The organism is Burkholderia sp. AU33545 (assembly GCF_020419685.1).
Taxonomy (GTDB): Bacteria; Pseudomonadota; Gammaproteobacteria; order Burkholderiales; family Burkholderiaceae; genus Burkholderia; species Burkholderia diffusa.
On sequence record NZ_JAIZRQ010000012.1, the window covers coordinates 1 to 15,824 of the forward strand.

The following is a 15,824-nucleotide window of genomic DNA, read 5'->3' on the forward strand; positions in this document are numbered from 1 at the left end:
GCGCGGCGCCGCGCGGGCGCAGGCCCGGCGCGGCATCGCGCGTCAGTTCGTACACCGTCTGCCCGCGCAGCCGGAACGCCTGCGAGACGTACGTGAAATTCTCCGAATGCCCGGCGAACAGCAGGCCGCCCGGCTTCACGAGCGGCTCGAAGCGCGACAGCACCTGCCCCTGCGTCGGCTTGTCGAAATAGATCATCACGTTGCGGCAGAAGATCGCGTCGAACGGCTTCGCGATCCCGTAGTCGGCATCGGTCAGGTTCAGCTGCTCGAAGCGGATCATCGCGCGCAGTTCCGGGCGCACCTTCACGCGGCCGGCCTGCGCGCCCGTGCCTTTCAGGAAGAAGCGCTTGAGCCGCTCCGGGCTCAGGTGCTTGACCTGGTCGTACGTATAGATGCCGGCCTCGGCCTTCGCGAGCACCTGCGTGTCGAGATCGGTCGCGAGGATCGATGCGCCGCGCGCGGCCGATTCGCCGAGCGCCTCGATCAGCGTGATCGCGATCGAATAAGGCTCCTCGCCGGTCGACGCCGCCGAGCACCACACCGACACGGGCGCCGCGCGACCCTTCACGAAGTCGGCCAGGATCGGGAAATGGTGCGACTCGCGGAAGAACGCGGTCAGGTTCGTCGTCAGCGCGTTGGTGAACGCTTCCCACTCGAGCGGATCGTTCTCCTGCTCGAGCAGGTCGAGGTAGTCGCGGAACGTGTCGAGGCTGCGTGCGCGCAGCCGGCGTGCGAGCCGGCTGTACGCCATGTCGCGCTTGTGCTCGGACAGCGAAATGCCCGCGCGTTGATGGATCAGCGCGCGGATGCGTGCGAAATCCGCGCCGGTGAACGCGAAGTCGCGCCCCGGCTCGCCCGCGCGGGGCGAGGCATCCGGTGCATCAGGTCGAAACGGTGCGCGCGCGGACGGCATGGCTTAGAAAGTCTCCCAGTCGTCGTCGGACGTGCCGGCCGCCGCCATCGCCGGCTTCTCGCCGTTCAGCGCGGGGCGCACCAGCGCGGGCTTCTCGGCAGGCTTCTGCGCCGGTGCGGCGGCCGCCTTCGCGAGACGCGGGCCATAGCCGCCCGCGGCCGGCGCTTCCTTCGATGCGCGTGCGGCAGCGGCGTCCGGCGCGCGCTTCGTTTCGTGGCTCGCGGCCGGTGCCGCGGCATGCGGCGCCGGTGCGGCGCGACGGGCCGGCTGCACGGCAGCCTGCGGTGCCGGCAGTGCGGCCGGCGAGGCTTCGTGACGGTGCGCCGACGGCAACGCCGGCGCTGGTGCGTGCGCGGCCGGGCGTGCGGTATTGCGCGCCGGCGCGAGCGCGATGCCGCCCGCGACGCGCCACGCCGACACGATCGCCTTCATCTGGCGCGTCTGCTCCTCGAGCGATGCGGCCGCGGCCGCTGCCTGCTCGACGAGCGCCGCGTTCTGCTGGGTGACCGAATCCATCTGGCCGACCGCGCGGTTGACCTGCTCGATGCCGGTCGACTGCTCTTCCGACGCGGCGCTGATCTCGCCCATGATGTCGGTCACGCGGCGCACGGCCTGCACGATCTCGTCCATCGTCGAGCCGGCCCGCGCGACGAGCGCCGACCCGCTGTCGACCTTCTCGGCCGAGTCGCCGATCAGCTGCTTGATTTCCTTCGCGGCGCTCGCGCTGCGCTGCGCCAGCGAGCGCACTTCGCCCGCGACCACCGCGAAGCCGCGACCCTGCTCGCCCGCGCGCGCGGCTTCGACCGCCGCGTTCAGCGCGAGGATGTTGGTCTGGAACGCGATGCCTTCGATCGTGCCGATGATGTCGACGACCTTGCCCGAGCTCGCCGCGATGTCCTGCATCGTCGACACGACCTGGCCGACCACCTCGCCGCCCTGCGTCGCGATGTCGGATGCGTTCACCGCGAGCTGGCTCGCCTGCCGCGCGTTCTCCGCGTTCTGCCGCACGGTGCCGGTCAGCTGCTCCATGCTCGATGCGGTTTCCTGCAGCGACGCGGCCTGCTCCTCGGTGCGCTGCGACAGGTCGGTGTTGCCGGTCGAGATTTCGCGCGCGCCGACGTCGATCGACTCGGTGCCGCGATGCACGGCCTGCACCATCGTCGTCACGGCGTCCTGCATCCGCTTGATGCCGCCGAACAGGCGGCCGATCTCGTTCGTGCTGAACACGTTCACCGGCTGCGTGAGGTCGCCGCCTGCGATGCGCTCGAAGTGCGCGATCGCGTCCTCGAGCGGCTTCACGATCAGCCCGCGCAGCGCGAAGCGGATCGCGATCACGACGACGAACGCGATCGCGATGCCGGCCGCGATCAGGCCGACCATCAGCGAGATCTGCGACTGCGTCGCGGCCTGGCGTTCTTCCGCGCGCTTCTGCAGCGATGCGATCACGGCCGCCGCCGTCTGGTCGAACGCGACGAACATCGGGCTGATCTTCGCGTCGGCAATCGCGTGGTACGCCGCCATGTCGCCCGCGCGCGCCGCGGCAAATTCGGGCTCGACGCCTTCCTTCACGATCGTCGTGTAGCGGGCGGTGAGCTCGTCGACGAGCGCCTGCTCGACACCGAGCTTCGGCGTCGACTGGAACGCCTGCCAGTTCTGGTTCGACTTCGCGTACAGCTCCTGCGCGCGGTCGAGCACCTTCGCCGCCTCGGCCGCATTGCCGGCTTCGGTCAGCGTACGGAAGCGATCGAGCGCAATGCGCGAGCGCAGCAGGTGCGCGGCCGTGTCGTCCAGCGTGTGGATCGCCGGCAGGTCGACGTGCGCGATCTCGTCGAGCGAACGGCTCGCGTGATCGAGCGCGTAAAGGCCGAGCCCGCCAACCGCGGCGGCCAGGCACACGAGGATGAGTCCGACCGCCGTCAGCGTCGTGCGGATCGACCAGTTATGCAACATTGCAGATTCTCCCGAAATTCCTGCGCGCGCGGCGCGCTTACCCGCCGAGCGTCTCGATCAGCGCCATTTCACGGCTCGACATCAGCTTCTCGATGTCCATCAGGATCAGCATCCGGCCGTCGACCGTGCCGAGGCCCGTCAGGTACTCGGTCGTCAGCGTCGCGCCGAATTCCGGCGCCGGCATGATCTGGTCGGTCTGCAGCGTCAGCACGTCCGACACGCCGTCGACCACCATCCCGACCACGCGGTTCGACACGTTCAGGATGATCACGACGGTCTGGTGGTCGTACTCCACGCGGCCGAGATGGAACTTGATCCGCATGTCGACGATCGGCACGATGATCCCGCGCAGGTTGATCACGCCCTTGATGAATTCGGGCGCGTTCGCGATACGCGTGACGCTGTCGTAGCCGCGGATTTCCTGCACCTTCAGGATGTCGATCCCGTATTCCTCGTCGCCGAGCGTGAAGACGAGGAACTCCTGGCCCGTCGCATCGCCCTGCTCCGCGTCGCGGCGGCTGGTCGCCGCGTTCGCCGCGGCCGTATTGATCATTTGGACTTCAGCAGACACGTTTGCCCCCAATCAGTTGAATGGCGAGAGTCAGAAGATTGCGAGCTCGGCGCCGGCTCGGGCGCCGTGCGTCGCACGGGTTTCACGGTTCAGCGCCGCGACGTCGACGATCAACGCGACGCTGCCGTCGCCGAGGATGGTCGCCGCCGAGATGCCGTGCACCTTGCGGTAGTTCGTTTCGAGGTTTTTCACGACCACCTGCTGCTGGCCGACCAGCTCATCGATCAGCATCGCGAAGCGGCGCCCCTCGGTTTCCATGATCGTGACGATCCCCTGGGTCGGATCGGTACGCGCGTCCTCGACCGAGAACACCTCGTGCAGCGCGACGAGCGGCAGGTATTCGCCGCGCACGCGCACCACGCGCTCGCCGTTGCCGACGGTGTAGATGTCGTCGTTCGACGGCTGCAGCGACTCCATCACGAAGTTCAGCGGCAGGATGAAGATCTCCGTGCCGACCTTCACCGACATCCCGTCGAGGATCGCGAGCGTGAGCGGCAGCACGATCCGCGTGGTCGTGCCGCGGCCGGCCTGCGACGAGATCTCGACGTGGCCGCCCATCGACTGGATGTTGCGCTTCACGACGTCCATCCCGACGCCGCGGCCCGACACGTCGGTCACCGTCTCGGCGGTCGAGAAGCCCGGCGCGAAGATCAGTTGCCAGACTTCGTCGTCGCTGATGTTGTCGGATACCTGCATCCCCTGCTTCGCGGCCTTCGCGAGAATCCGCTCGCGGTTCAGGCCGCCACCGTCGTCGCTGACCTCGATCACGATGTTGCCGCCGTGATGCGCGGCCGACAGCACGAGCTGGCCGACCGCATCCTTGCCCGCGGCGACGCGTTTGTCGACGGTCTCGATCCCGTGGTCGAGGCTGTTGCGCACGAGGTGCGTGAGCGGGTCGATGATCCGCTCGATCAGGCTCTTGTCGAGCTCGGTCGCCTGGCCGAACGTGACGAGCTCGACCTGCTTGCCGAGCTTGCCGGCCAGGTCGCGCACGAGGCGCGGGAAACGGCTGAACACGTAGTCCATCGGCATCATGCGGATCGACATCACCGCTTCCTGCAGGTCGCGCGCGTTGCGTTCCAGTTGCGCCATCCCGTTGAAGAGACGGTCGTGCAGCGCCGGATCGAACGCGCTCGCCGTTTCCGCGAGCATCGCCTGCGTGATCACGAGTTCGCCGACCAGGTTGATCAGCTGGTCGACCTTCTCGACGCCGACGCGGATCGAGCTGCCTTCGGCGCCCGATGCGGCGGCGGCCGGGCGTGGACGCTTGTCGTCGTGGTGCGCGGCAGCGTGGGCAGCCGGCGCGGCGGGTTCTGCCTGCGATTGCGGCGCGGGTTGCGGCGCCGGTTGCGCGGCGGCGCTCGGCTGCGCCGGCGCTTGCGGTGCGGCGGCGGCCGGTGCGGCACCGGCGGCTTGCGCGAATACCTCGACGCGTGCGGCCGGCTCCGGCGCCGCGGCCGGTTCGGGCGCGGCCGGCGCGACGGCAGGCGCCGGTGCGGCCGGCGCGGTGCCGCGCGCGATGCGGATCTGGCTGTCGTCGATCACGAAACAGCACACGGCGACGATGTCGTCGGACGGCACGTCCGATTCGAGCCACAGCGTCAGGTCCGCGCCCGCTTCCTCGCGGCCGACGATCCGGCCGAGATTGCCGAGCTCCTCGGTGAGCAGCGCCTGGTCCTTCGCGTCGACGCCGACGAGCGTGATCTTCAGGTGCGGGCCGCCCGCGACGGCGTCGTCCGCCGGATGCGCGGCCGCGACGGCCTGTTCGACCACGTGATCGGGCACGCGGTCGTCGGTGGAAGGCGCCGGCGCCGGCGCGGGCGCTTCGGCCGCTGCGGCCGGCACGACGGCCGCGGCCGCATCCGCGCCGCTCTCGGCCTTCAGGCGCTCGAGCTTCGCGCAGATCGTCGCGGCAGCCGCCGCGTCCGGTTCCGCGCTCGCGCGATAGTCGACCAGCTGGTCGGACAGCACGTCCTTGGTCTCGAGGAACGCGTCGACCATTTCCTTGGTCAGCGTCAGCTCATGGTTGCGCGCGCGGTCGAGCAGCGACTCGAGGATGTGGGTCGTCTCGGTCAGCGCGGAAAAGCCGAAGGTCGCCGCGCCGCCCTTGATCGAATGCGCGGCGCGGAAGATCGCGGCCAGGTCCTCGGGGTCGGGCGAGCCGACGTCGAGGTTCAGCAGCAGCTGCTCCATCTGTGCGAGCAACTCGTCCGCTTCGTCGAAAAAGGTCTGGTAGAACTGCGTGATGTCGAGAGTCATGCCCGGTCACCGGTTGGATTCGTCGCGTTCATGTCAGGAGGCGGTCTGTTCGGACAGCGTCGCGACCAGGTCGATCAGCACGGCCGGGTCGATCGGCTTCTCGATCCAGCCGGTCGCGCCCGCGTCGCGCGCGGCGTCCTTGAAGGCATCGCTGCCTTCGGTGGTCAGCACGAGGATCGGCGTGTCCGCGTATGCCGTCAGCTTGCGCAGCGAGGCGATCACCTCGAGCCCGCTCTTGCGCGGCATGTTCTGGTCGGTCAGCACCAGGTCGTACGGCACGGTGGCCGCCATGTCGAAGCCGGCTTCGCCGTCCGGCGCCACCGTCACGTCGTAGCCGGCCTGCGCCAGCGTCGCCTGCAGCAGCGCACGCATGGTCGCCGAGTCGTCGATGGCGAGAATGGTTCGGATCATGTCTGTCTCGAAATCTGGGAAACGTCAGGGTTTCGGTGCCACGGCGACGGCGCTCGCCAGCGCCGGTCGCGCGGCCTGCGCCGGGCCGCCGAGCTGCTGGGCCAGCAGCTTCGAGCCCGCCGCGTCGGCCGACAGCGTCGTGGTCGTCGCGTCGTCGCGCATCAGCGCGTCTTCGGATTTGCGGTTCAGGACGATCACGCTGATCCGGCGGTTTTCCGGATCGAGCGGATCGGCCTTGTTCAGGTTCTGCGTCGACGCGAGGCCGAGCACGCGCAGCACCTTCGCCTCGTCCATGCCGCCCGCGATCAGTTCGCGGCGCGACGCGTTCGCGCGGTCGGCCGACAGCTCCCAGTTGCTGTAGCCGCCCTCGCCGCCCGCGTAAGGCACCGCGTCGGTGTGGCCCTGGACGATGATCCGGTTCGGCACGTCGTTCAGCGTCTTGCCGATCTCGCGCAGGATGTCGCGCATGTACGGCTCGACGTGATCACTCGACATCGCGAACATCGGCCGCTTCTGCGAATCGACGATCTCGATGCGCAGCCCCATCAGCGTCGAATCGATGCGGATCTGCTGCCGGAACTGGCGCAGCGTCGGGTTCGCCTCGATCGCCGCCATCAACTTGATCTGCAGGTCGTGCAGGCGCGTCTGCTCGAGCCGGTCCTGCGCGCCCTGCGCCTGCGAACGCGTCTTGTCGTCGCCGGCCTTCGCGACGCGGTCGGCGAGCGACGTCGTGCCGTCGGTGCGGCGCAGCGTGCCGGCGTCGAGGCTCGACAGGTCGCGGCCGCCGCCGTTGATGATGCTCGAGTCCTGCGAGCTGCGATCGCCGCTGCCGAACAGCGCGGCCTTCAGCGGCGTGTTGAAATACTCGGCGATCCCCTTCAGCTGCACCGGCGTGACCGAGCTCAGCAGCCACATCAGCAGGAAGAACGCCATCATCGCGGTCATGAAGTCCGCATAGGCGAGTTTCCATGCGCCGCCGTGGTGGCCCTTCTTCTGCGGGGCCACCCGTTTCACGACGATCGCGCGATCCTTGCTCTTGCTCATCGAACGCTCCGCGTCACTTCGCCTTCACGCGGCGCACGTGCTCTTCGAGCTCGGTAAACGACGGCCGCTCGGTCGAGTACAGCACCTTGCGGCCGAACTCGACCGCGATCGCCGGCGCATAGCCGTTCAGGCTCGCGAGAATCGTCACCTTGATGCACTGGAACATCTTGGTCGACTCGGCCACGCGCTGCTCCGCGAGGCTCGCGAGCGGCCCGATCAGCCCGTACGACAGCAGGATCCCGAGGAACGTGCCGACCAGCGCCTGCGCGATCATCGCGCCGAGCACCGCGGGCGGCTTGTCGGCGGATGCCATCGTATGCACGACGCCCATCACCGCCGCGACGATCCCGAACGCCGGCATCGCGTCGCCGACGCGCATCAGCGCGTGCGCCGGGCCCTCGCCTTCCGCGTGGTGCGTCTCGATCTCCTCGTCCATCAGGCTCTCGATCTCGAACGCGTTCATGTTGCCGCCCACCATCAGGCGCAGGTAGTCGGTCAGGAATTCGACGATGTGGCGATCGGCGAGGATCTTCGGGTATTGCGTGAAGATCGGGCTCTTGTCCGGATCGTCGATGTCGGCCTCGAGTGTCAGCGTGCCTTCCTTGCGCGCCTTCGCGAGCAGCACGTACAGGAGCGCCATCAACTCCATATAGACGTCCTTCGTGTACTTCGAGCCCTTGAAGAGCGTCGGCAGCACACGCAGCGTCCCCTTGATGGTCTTCATGCCGTTGCCGAGGATGAACGCGCCGACGCCCGCGCCCGCGATCATCAGGATCTCGACCGGCTGGATCAATGCGCCCAGATGCCCGCCTGCCAGCGCGTAACCGCCGAAGACGGACAACAGCGTCACGAGTGTTCCCACGATAATCAGCACTGCCTGTCCCTCACGAATGACCGGCGGGGAGACCGCCGTTAATCAGGTTTACGGCAGTCGGCAGGAAAACTTTCGCGGCCGCGCCGCGGCGGCGCGGCGGTGTTTACCAGCAAGCCCCGCGCGGTTCGCGCGGCGAGCGGCAGCCGTGAGGCGTCCGCTCGCGCCCCGCCCGGCCTTGCCCGGCCCGGCGCTCAGGCCGCGGCGGCGGACAGCTCGGCGCGCGCGGCGGCGGCCTTGCGGGTCTTGCCCGCGCGCGACGGCGGCTGGCACAGGCCGCACACGAAACCTTGATGCGGATCATGCGCATGCGCGACGAAGTGGCCGCCGCAGCGCGTGCACGGGGTCATCTGCAGCATCCCCGAGTCGAAGAAGCGCACCAGCGTCCACGCGCGCGTGAGGCTCAGCGCGGCCTCGTCGCCGGACAGCTTCACGTGCTCCTGATAGAGCCGGTACGCCTTCACGATCGACTGGATCGGTTCGCAGCGGCCGTGGTCCTGCATGAACCGGTAGATGTTGTAGAACAGCGACGAGTGGATGTTCGGCTGCCACGTCATGAACCAGTCGGTCGAGAACGGCAGCATCCCCTTCGGCGGCGACGCGCCCTTCAGCTCCTTGTACAGCTTGATCAGGCGATCGCGCGACAGGCTCGTCTCCGCCTCCAGCAGTTGCAGCCGGGCGCCCAGCTCGATCAGTTCGATGGCGAGGGTGATTTCCTTCACCTCGATCACGACGCTTTTGCTTGCCATGGTGAATAATCGTCCGCTTGACGTTGTTCGGATGAGTGGCCAAGACGCTGCCTGCCGGCGCGGCGCGCCGGGACGAACGCAAGGCGGGTAAGGATCAGCGGACGCTTTCGACCGGCTGGCCGGCCATCAGGATGGCCGAATGCGCGTGCGTGACGACGTCGCTGCGCCCCTTGTCGGCGAGCGACGACAACAACGCGTGATCGTCGAAGCGGAAGCGGCACAACATCTGGTTCGATGCGGCGAGCTTCACGGTCTGGGCGAGCGTGAGGTTCGCGAGCACATCGGCCAGTTCCTGGGAAACTCCCATGCGGAACATGCCCATCGCCTTGTCTTCCCGCAGCAGGCGCTGCGCGAGGAGGAGGTACGACAGGTTGACCTCTTTGATCTCACTGAGCATTTCGCTGTTGGCGCTCATGATTCCCCCGTTAAGAGCTTTGCTTTGGCCGTTCATGTTATGAAAACGTTTGCTCGATCAGGCCCCGCTGGGCGCTCCGTCGGCACGTTTATATTCTTACAGGGCGAATTTTGGCCAAACGGCATTTATGCCGGTATCAGCGAAGTGGCGTATGCCGCGCAGGATTTGTCTGTAAACCGTGTAGGAATTTTTCCGACAAGGCGAATTGAAAGGGAACAAACGGCGGGGCGGGTGACGCGCGAATTCGTCGACGATGCGGTCCGACACGGGACGAATCCGGCTGAAGGCCTTCCGGCAAGGCTGCCGGAAAGTGAATCGGAAAAAATTATAGTGGTTTTTCACGATAGCGCAACAATTCTCGTTGCCATATCGCTTTGTGTTTCCGCACCCCTTTTATCGGGGTTTTCGCGTATTTCACGGTGTAACAAGCCTTAAGTGTTTGAAAAAACACTCGAACCCCTGAAGGCGATATCGATAATGGACTCCAATGGGCGGCGGCGGGAGCCGCGCCGGCCCGCCCCGCAGCTTGCCGCCCGGCCTCCCGCGCACCGCGCCCCGGACCGGGCCACGTACCGCAGAGCGCGTGCGTCGGCGAGTTCCGCAACCCTGCATCGGACCAGCATGCGCACTCGAGCGCCCTCGCTGGTCGACATCGGAGAACGCCCATGCGTATTGCCCAGATCGCGCCCCTTTACGAAGCTGTCCCGCCGAAACTCTATGGCGGCACCGAGCGTGTCGTGTCCTACCTCACCGAGGCGCTCGTCGAGCTCGGCCACGACGTGACGCTGTTCGCAAGCGGCGACTCCGTCACGTCCGCGCGTCTCGAGGCGGCATGGCCGCGCGCACTGCGGCTCGACCCGTCGATCCGCGATTCGATGGCGCCCCATATGCGCCTGATCGAGCAGGTCGCCCGTGTCGCGCACGAATTCGACGTGCTGCACTTCCACCTCGACTACCTGCCGTTCTCGCTGATGTCGCGCCTCGATACGCCTTATGTGACGACGCTGCACGGCCGCCTCGACCTGCCGGAGTTGCAGCCGGTGTTCGACGCATTCCCGGACGCGCCGGTCGTGTCGATCTCGAACAACCAGCGCAAGCCGCTGCCGCAGGCCGCCTGGGCCGGCACCGTGTATCACGGGCTGCCCGACACGCTGCTCACGCCGCAACCGGACGTGAAGCCCGAATACCTCGCGTTCCTCGGCCGGATCTGTCCCGAAAAGCGAGTCGACACCGCGATCCGGATCGCCGCGCAGAGCGGGCTGCCGCTGAAGATCGCCGCGAAGGTCGACAAGGCCGACGCCGACTACTTCAAGGAAGTGATCGAACCGCTGCTCGGCGAGGCGCACGTCGAATTCATCGGCGAGATCAACGAGGCGCAGAAGCCCGCGTTCCTGTCCGGCGCGAAGGCGCTGCTGTTCCCGATCGACTGGCCGGAGCCGTTCGGCCTGGTGATGATCGAGGCGATGGCCTGCGGCACGCCGGTCGTCGCGTTCAACCGCGGCTCGGTGCCGGAAGTGATCGAGGACGGCGTGACCGGCTTCATCGTCGAGGACGTGCAGGGCGCCGTCGGTGCGCTGCACCGGATCGACAGCCTGTCGCGCGATGCGATCCGCGCGCGTTTCGATACGCGTTTCAGCTCGAAAGCGATGGCGCGGCGTTATGTCGAAACTTACGAATCGCTTTGCACGGCGGCAAAACGGCCGACCTTGCGCCAGGTCGCGGGCGCCTGACGCCGAAATTCGTCAGGAAATACCCGGTAAAATTCGCGCCGAAATCGGCGTGAAAATCCCGAAAACGCCAAAGAGCCGCATCGTCGATGCGGCTCTTTATTTTTGCGCGGTCATTCGATCAGGAAACGATCGCGGTTTTTCCCGACGATCCAATTCGGCGGCTTGCCGCGCCCGCTCCAGGTCGCACCCGACTTCGGATCGCGGTATTTCGGGGGCAGCGGCGCCTTTTTCGGCGGACGGCCGCGCCGCGCTCGCTCCGCGAAGCCCAGATCCTCGGCCGTCAGGCCATATTCGGCAATCATTCGCTGGACGTCGGCAATCACCGCCGCCACTTCCTGGCGACGCACGTCCTCCGCCTGGGCCTGCAAGTCGGCGATTTGCGCCTTGAGTTTCGCGTATTGAGACATTTTTCGACTCCCCTTTTCCATGATGCAGCTCCGGCGAGTTCGGCCGGAACGCCAACATCCGTTACGTCATCGTACCGCCGCCCTGCTCTTCGAAATTAATGCTGTCATCTTTAACCGATTCGTCGATATCGAGAATGCGGACTTATTCTAATAAAAGCCATTCGCCAGCCATTCAGATTTAACAATCGTTGACCCTCTCGAACCCGATTCATTTCCTATAATCCAGACCAATTCCGGGCGTTGGAATAACTCATCCGGTCGTCCGTTTGTCTTCAACCCACTTGAACGAGGTCCTTACATGAATCTTTCTCAGCGTCTGGCTGCAGAGGCATTCGGCACGTTCTGGCTGGTGCTCGGCGGGTGCGGAAGCGCCGTGCTGGCCGCCGCCTTTCCGGGCCTCGGCATCGGCTTTGCCGGCGTCGCACTCGCCTTCGGCCTGACCGTGCTGACGATGGCATTCGCGATCGGCCATATTTCGGGCTGCCACCTGAATCCGGCGGTGAGCGTCGGCCTGACGGTCGCCGGCCGCTTCCCGGCGCGCGATCTCGCGCCGTACATCGTTGCGCAGGTGGTCGGTGCCACGCTGGGTGCGTTCGTGCTGTACCTGATCGCGACCGGCAAGCCGGGCTTCGACGTCGTCGGCAGCGGCTTTGCGACGAACGGCTTCGGCGAGCGCTCGCCCGGCCACTACTCGCTCGGCGCGGCGTTCATCTGCGAAGTCGTGATGACGGGCTTCTTCCTGTTCGTGATTCTCGGCGCCACCGACAAGCGCGCGCCTGCCGGCTTCGCGCCGATCGCGATCGGCCTGTGCCTGACGTTGATCCACCTGATCTCGATCCCGGTCACCAACACGTCAGTCAACCCGGCCCGCTCGACCGGCCCGGCGCTGTTCGTGGGTGGCGAGGCGATCGGCCAGCTGTGGCTGTTCTGGGTCGCGCCGATCATCGGTGCGGCAATCGCCGGGATCGTCTACCCACTCATCGCAGGGCGCGACGATGCCGTCGGCCTGCTGCCCGCATCCGCTCGCACCAACGAATAAAACACTACGGGGTCACGCGAGCAGAGCAGCGAGCCTCACGCTGTCGAACAACATAGAGGCAGGTAATTTGGACGGGCGCCGCTGGCGCCCGTTTTTCATGGCCGCTCAGGAAGCGGCGACGCCGTCGAGGGTGTCCTCGAGCGCGAACAGCATGCGCAGGTGACGGGCGACGCCCGCGTCGAAGTTGTTGCCGATTCGCGGGATGTGCGGCAGGTGCGCGATCAGGTCGGGGTTGGCGTTGTTCATCATGAACGCGTGACCGGCCGTTTCGAGCAGATCGATGTCATTCATGTTGTCGCCGAACGCAATGCAGCGGCCGGCGTCGACGCCGAGCCGCGCGAGCACCGCACGCAGCGCGCGGCCCTTCGACACGTTGGCGGTCATCACTTCGAGACAGTCGGGCAGCGAGTACGTGACGTACAGTGCATCGCCGAACCGCACGCGCATCTGCTCGGCGACCACCGCCAGATCGGCCGGCTCGCCGATGTACAGCACCTTCGCGATATCGGCGCCGTCGTGCGCGGACATGTCGATCACGTCGTACCGGAATCCCGAATCCTGGTGGAATTCGAGCAGGTGCGGCGCGTCCCGGTCGATCAGCCAGCCGCGGTCGGTAAACAGGTTGACGATCACGCGCCCGTGCGCGCCGGTCACGCCCGGCTGCACGAGGCCGCGGACGATCGCGGGATCGATGTCCTGCGCGTGGATCGCCGTGTCGTCCGGTGCATGCACGCGCGCGCCGTTCGACGTGATCAGGTACGGCCGAATGCCCAGCACGTCCCGAATGCCGGCGACGTCCGCGTAGTGGCGCCCCGTCGCGATCACGAACTGCAGGCCGTCGCGGTCGAGCCGGCGGACGGTCTCGATCGTGTACGGATCGAGCTGGTGGTCGCTGTTCAGCAGGGTGCCGTCGAGATCGGTGGCGATGACTTTGTACATGGGGACGGGTGAATGGCGCGCGGGACGCTGCGGAACCGCCATTTTAACGTCGTGCCCGGAGGGCCGCCGGGCGGTTGGGGAATGGAGCGGGTTTCGGGCCGTTCGGCCTGCTCGGCCCACTCACCGCACGCCGCCCACTTGAACCGCTCACCCCGCTTCCGTCGCCCTCAACACCTGCAGCGCAAGCCGCAACGCACCGTGCGCGGAATCGTCGAGCGGCGCGCGCAACCGGGCCGCGTGGCGTGCCGGCACGGCCGGCGCCAACGCGTCGGCCAGCCCGCCGCACAGCGCGACCGGCAGCGCCTGCCGAGGATCGAGCGCGTCGATCATCTTGCCGATCTCATCGCCGGCCTGCGCGATCAGCGCCGCCGCACAAGGATGGTCGCGGTGCGCGAACACGATCGGCGCGAGGCGCGCGTAGATCGTCTGGTTCGCATCGCACGACCACTGGACGAGTGCGTCGCGATCGTGCGCGCCCGTTTCCGCGAGCAGCGCGCCGGCGAACGCGTCACGCGGCACGCGGCCGTCGAGCGCCTGCTGCGCGTATGCAAGCGCGCGCATGCCAAGCCACGCGCCGCTCGCCTCGTCGCCGGACGGAAAACCGAAGCCGCCCGCGATGCGGCAGTCGCCCGCCGCGTCGAGCGCCGCCGCGATGCTGCCCGTGCCGAGCGCGACGATGAGCCCCGGCGCGCCGCCGTGCGCGCCGACGACGGTCGTATACGCGTCGCTCTCGATCGCGAGCGCGTCGAGCGGCGCCTGCGCACGGAACGCGGCGAGCCACGCGGCATTGTTGACGCCCGCGAGCCCGCAACCGAGCGCACATTGCGACCAGTCGAACGCGAGCCCCGCCTGCGTGAAGGCGTCGGCGCAGGCAGCGCCGATCGATGCCCACGCGCGCTCGATGCCGAGGCCGAGCCCCGACGGGCCGCCGCGCCCCTGCGCGAGCTCGCGCCCGTGCCGGTCGGCCAGTACCACGCGGGTGCCGGTGCCGCCGCCGTCGATGCCGATCGCAAAAAGTAGTGCCGTCATGCGTAGATCCTGCTGATTCGAACAGGCGCCAAGCTTAACCGGATCGGCGCCGCGCGCCCATCTGCCGTTCGGCCAGCTATGCCGTGAATGGGCCTTCCGCTATGCTGGCACGATCGAATCGACACTGGAACGAGGCTGACGATGTCGCAGCGGTGCAACTGGGTAAGGACGGAAGCGGATGCTCACTATCACGATACCGAGTGGGGCGTGCCGTCGCACGACGATCGCCATCTGTTCGAAATGCTGATTCTGGAAGGCGCGCAGGCGGGCCTGTCGTGGTCGACGATCCTGAACAAGCGCGCCGGCTATCGCGAGGCGTTCGCCGAGTTCGATGTCGACGCGGTCGCGCGCTTCACGCCGAAGCGCATCGAGAAGCTGCTCGAAAATCCGGGCATCGTGCGCAATCGCGCGAAGGTGGAATCCGCGGTGACCAATGCCCGGGCCGTGCAGCGCATTCGCGACGACCACGGCTCGCTCGCGCAATTCCTGTGGTCGTTCGTCGATCACACGCCGGTGCAGAACGCGTGGCAGTCGTATCGCGACGCGCCCGCGTCGACTGCCCAGTCGGATGCGCTCAGCAAGGCGCTGAAGGAGTACGGCTGCAAGTTCGTCGGCTCGACGATCTGCTACGCGCTGATGCAGGCAACCGGAATGGTCAATGACCACGAGACCGGCTGTCCGTGTCACGCCAAATGCGCGGCGCTCGGGGGCAAGCAGCAGCCGGCACGGAGCCGCAAGGCAGGTTGACGGCGACGAAACCCGCCCGGGGCGGGCCGGGGGTTGGCGCATCGGCACATCACAACGCCATGCGCGGCCCCACACACACGCGCTGCGCTTCTTCAAACTGATACCGATCCCCGTCACGCCGACGCTGAGCGTCGCGATGACGGCTTCGGAACGCGCCCGGCGGCGGCTCGAAGCCGCCGGCAATCCGTCGAATCGGCCGCGTCGCCGTCAGGCGACCGCCCCGCCAAGGCTTGAAACCCGAGACCGGCGCCCTTTTTCCGGCCCGGAAAAGCAAAACGGCGGAGCGGCTTCTTTCGAAGCACGCTCCGCCGTTTCGCGGCGAACCGGAGATGCTCTTAGTGGAGCTTCTTCGGCAGCATCTGGCTGCGCAGGCGCTTGTGCAGGCGCTTGACGGCTGCTGCCTTCTTGCGCTTGCGGACTGCGGTCGGCTTTTCGTAGGACTGGCGTTCGCGCAGTTCAGCGATCAGGCCATTTTTTTCGATAGCACGGCGAAAGCGGCGAATCGCCACTTCGAACGGCTCGTTTTCTTTCAGAAGAATCGTCGTCATGTCGTTCCTAAATTGCTTAAACGGTCAAAAACGTAGCGGCCAAGCGCCACGCACCGGCCATCCGGGCGTCCCCACAACAGGCGAAACGAGCGGAAATACGGCCTCGGAGGCCGGAAAAGAGAGGCACAAAGCACCGCGGGTACGCTTCACAAGCCGCGTGCAGCGCCGCGTTTGACTGCCAGCAAGAATGCCGAGACGGCAC

The 15,824-nt window shown here is 67.1% G+C and carries 16 protein-coding genes; 3 read left to right on the forward strand and 13 right to left on the reverse strand.

What is annotated here, in order from left to right; genetic code table 11:
- The 9 genes from LGM71_RS31290 to flhD form a co-directional block, all read right to left on the reverse strand.
- The coding region (locus LGM71_RS31290) for a CheR family methyltransferase (protein ID WP_226118329.1) at positions 1-913 on the reverse strand (913 nt) is incomplete at its 3' end.
- 3 nt (positions 914-916) lie between these two features.
- Positions 917-2,863, reverse strand: coding sequence for a methyl-accepting chemotaxis protein (locus tag LGM71_RS31295; RefSeq protein WP_226118331.1), 1,947 nt, complete (start codon positions 2,861-2,863; stop codon positions 917-919).
- A gap of 37 nt (positions 2,864-2,900) precedes the next feature.
- Entirely contained in the window at positions 2,901-3,416 is a 516-nt protein-coding gene (gene cheW / locus LGM71_RS31300) for a chemotaxis protein CheW (protein WP_059601930.1), read from the reverse strand.
- A 48-nt stretch (positions 3,417-3,464) separates the two neighbouring features.
- Positions 3,465-5,693, reverse strand: coding sequence for a chemotaxis protein CheA (gene cheA / locus LGM71_RS31305; protein ID WP_226118333.1), 2,229 nt, complete (start codon positions 5,691-5,693; stop codon positions 3,465-3,467).
- A 33-nt stretch (positions 5,694-5,726) separates the two neighbouring features.
- Positions 5,727-6,104, reverse strand: coding sequence for a response regulator (locus LGM71_RS31310; RefSeq protein ID WP_124628650.1), 378 nt, complete (start codon positions 6,102-6,104; stop codon positions 5,727-5,729).
- 24 nt (positions 6,105-6,128) lie between these two features.
- Positions 6,129-7,148, reverse strand: a complete 1,020-nt coding sequence (motB, locus tag LGM71_RS31315; protein ID WP_124628652.1) for a flagellar motor protein MotB — start codon at positions 7,146-7,148, stop codon at positions 6,129-6,131.
- 13 nt (positions 7,149-7,161) lie between these two features.
- The gene (gene motA, locus LGM71_RS31320; protein WP_059601938.1) at positions 7,162-8,022 is read right to left on the reverse strand and encodes a flagellar motor stator protein MotA; all 861 of its coding nucleotides are present in this window, start codon (positions 8,020-8,022) and stop codon (positions 7,162-7,164) included.
- A 191-nt stretch (positions 8,023-8,213) separates the two neighbouring features.
- A complete protein-coding gene (gene flhC, locus LGM71_RS31325) occupies positions 8,214-8,768 on the reverse strand; it encodes a flagellar transcriptional regulator FlhC (RefSeq protein WP_059601940.1) in 555 nt (184 codons plus the stop codon).
- A gap of 94 nt (positions 8,769-8,862) precedes the next feature.
- Positions 8,863-9,183 (reverse strand): flagellar transcriptional regulator FlhD, encoded by a 321-nt coding sequence (gene flhD, locus LGM71_RS31330; RefSeq protein WP_059601943.1) that lies wholly within the window; start codon positions 9,181-9,183, stop codon positions 8,863-8,865.
- 665 nt (positions 9,184-9,848) lie between these two features.
- Between flhD and LGM71_RS31335 the strand changes: the two genes are divergently transcribed.
- Positions 9,849-10,913: a glycosyltransferase family 4 protein gene (locus LGM71_RS31335; protein WP_124628654.1), complete on the forward strand. Its 1,065-nt coding sequence runs from the start codon at positions 9,849-9,851 to the stop codon at positions 10,911-10,913.
- Between the two features lie 110 nt (positions 10,914-11,023).
- Here LGM71_RS31335 and LGM71_RS31340 read toward each other — a convergent pair whose 3' ends face one another.
- Positions 11,024-11,320 (reverse strand): H-NS histone family protein, encoded by a 297-nt coding sequence (locus tag LGM71_RS31340; protein WP_124628670.1) that lies wholly within the window; start codon positions 11,318-11,320, stop codon positions 11,024-11,026.
- 298 nt (positions 11,321-11,618) lie between these two features.
- Here LGM71_RS31340 and aqpZ point away from each other — a divergent pair, with 298 nt between their 5' ends.
- Positions 11,619-12,359, forward strand: a complete 741-nt coding sequence (gene aqpZ, locus LGM71_RS31345; RefSeq protein ID WP_124628656.1) for an aquaporin Z — start codon at positions 11,619-11,621, stop codon at positions 12,357-12,359.
- A gap of 105 nt (positions 12,360-12,464) precedes the next feature.
- On the opposite strand, the gene LGM71_RS31350 is transcribed toward aqpZ, so the two are convergent.
- Positions 12,465-13,298 carry a Cof-type HAD-IIB family hydrolase gene (locus LGM71_RS31350; RefSeq protein ID WP_124905364.1) on the reverse strand — a complete coding sequence of 278 codons (834 nt, stop codon included), beginning with the start codon at positions 13,296-13,298 and terminating at the stop codon, positions 12,465-12,467.
- A 147-nt stretch (positions 13,299-13,445) separates the two neighbouring features.
- Positions 13,446-14,327, reverse strand: coding sequence for a BadF/BadG/BcrA/BcrD ATPase family protein (locus tag LGM71_RS31355; protein ID WP_059601951.1), 882 nt, complete (start codon positions 14,325-14,327; stop codon positions 13,446-13,448).
- A 141-nt stretch (positions 14,328-14,468) separates the two neighbouring features.
- On the opposite strand from LGM71_RS31355, the gene LGM71_RS31360 reads away from it, so the two are divergent.
- Positions 14,469-15,074, forward strand: coding sequence for a DNA-3-methyladenine glycosylase I (locus LGM71_RS31360; protein WP_059601954.1), 606 nt, complete (start codon positions 14,469-14,471; stop codon positions 15,072-15,074).
- 335 nt (positions 15,075-15,409) lie between these two features.
- On the opposite strand, the gene rpsU is transcribed toward LGM71_RS31360, so the two are convergent.
- Complete coding sequence (gene rpsU, locus LGM71_RS31365; protein WP_006401410.1) at positions 15,410-15,622, reverse strand: 30S ribosomal protein S21; 213 nt, start codon at positions 15,620-15,622, stop codon at positions 15,410-15,412.
- Between the last annotated feature and the right edge of the window lie 202 nt (positions 15,623-15,824).

What these genes read in the sequence shown, in the direction of transcription:
- LGM71_RS31335 (WP_124628654.1), top strand. Translation starts at nt 9,849, where the DNA reads ATGCGTATTGCCCAGATCGCGCCCCTTTACGAAGCTGTCCCGCCGAAA.
- flhC (WP_059601940.1), bottom strand. Translation starts at nt 8,768, where the DNA reads ATGGCAAGCAAAAGCGTCGTGATCGAGGTGAAGGAAATCACCCTCGCC.
- LGM71_RS31360 (WP_059601954.1), top strand. Translation starts at nt 14,469, where the DNA reads ATGTCGCAGCGGTGCAACTGGGTAAGGACGGAAGCGGATGCTCACTAT.
- LGM71_RS31340 (WP_124628670.1), bottom strand. Translation starts at nt 11,320, where the DNA reads ATGTCTCAATACGCGAAACTCAAGGCGCAAATCGCCGACTTGCAGGCC.
- LGM71_RS31350 (WP_124905364.1), bottom strand. Translation starts at nt 13,298, where the DNA reads ATGTACAAAGTCATCGCCACCGATCTCGACGGCACCCTGCTGAACAGC.
- cheW (WP_059601930.1), bottom strand. Translation starts at nt 3,416, where the DNA reads ATGATCAATACGGCCGCGGCGAACGCGGCGACCAGCCGCCGCGACGCG.
- flhD (WP_059601943.1), bottom strand. Translation starts at nt 9,183, where the DNA reads ATGAGCGCCAACAGCGAAATGCTCAGTGAGATCAAAGAGGTCAACCTG.
- aqpZ (WP_124628656.1), top strand. Translation starts at nt 11,619, where the DNA reads ATGAATCTTTCTCAGCGTCTGGCTGCAGAGGCATTCGGCACGTTCTGG.
- LGM71_RS31295 (WP_226118331.1), bottom strand. Translation starts at nt 2,863, where the DNA reads ATGTTGCATAACTGGTCGATCCGCACGACGCTGACGGCGGTCGGACTC.
- LGM71_RS31310 (WP_124628650.1), bottom strand. Translation starts at nt 6,104, where the DNA reads ATGATCCGAACCATTCTCGCCATCGACGACTCGGCGACCATGCGTGCG.
- LGM71_RS31355 (WP_059601951.1), bottom strand. Translation starts at nt 14,327, where the DNA reads ATGACGGCACTACTTTTTGCGATCGGCATCGACGGCGGCGGCACCGGC.
- rpsU (WP_006401410.1), bottom strand. Translation starts at nt 15,622, where the DNA reads ATGACGACGATTCTTCTGAAAGAAAACGAGCCGTTCGAAGTGGCGATT.
- cheA (WP_226118333.1), bottom strand. Translation starts at nt 5,693, where the DNA reads ATGACTCTCGACATCACGCAGTTCTACCAGACCTTTTTCGACGAAGCG.
- motB (WP_124628652.1), bottom strand. Translation starts at nt 7,148, where the DNA reads ATGAGCAAGAGCAAGGATCGCGCGATCGTCGTGAAACGGGTGGCCCCG.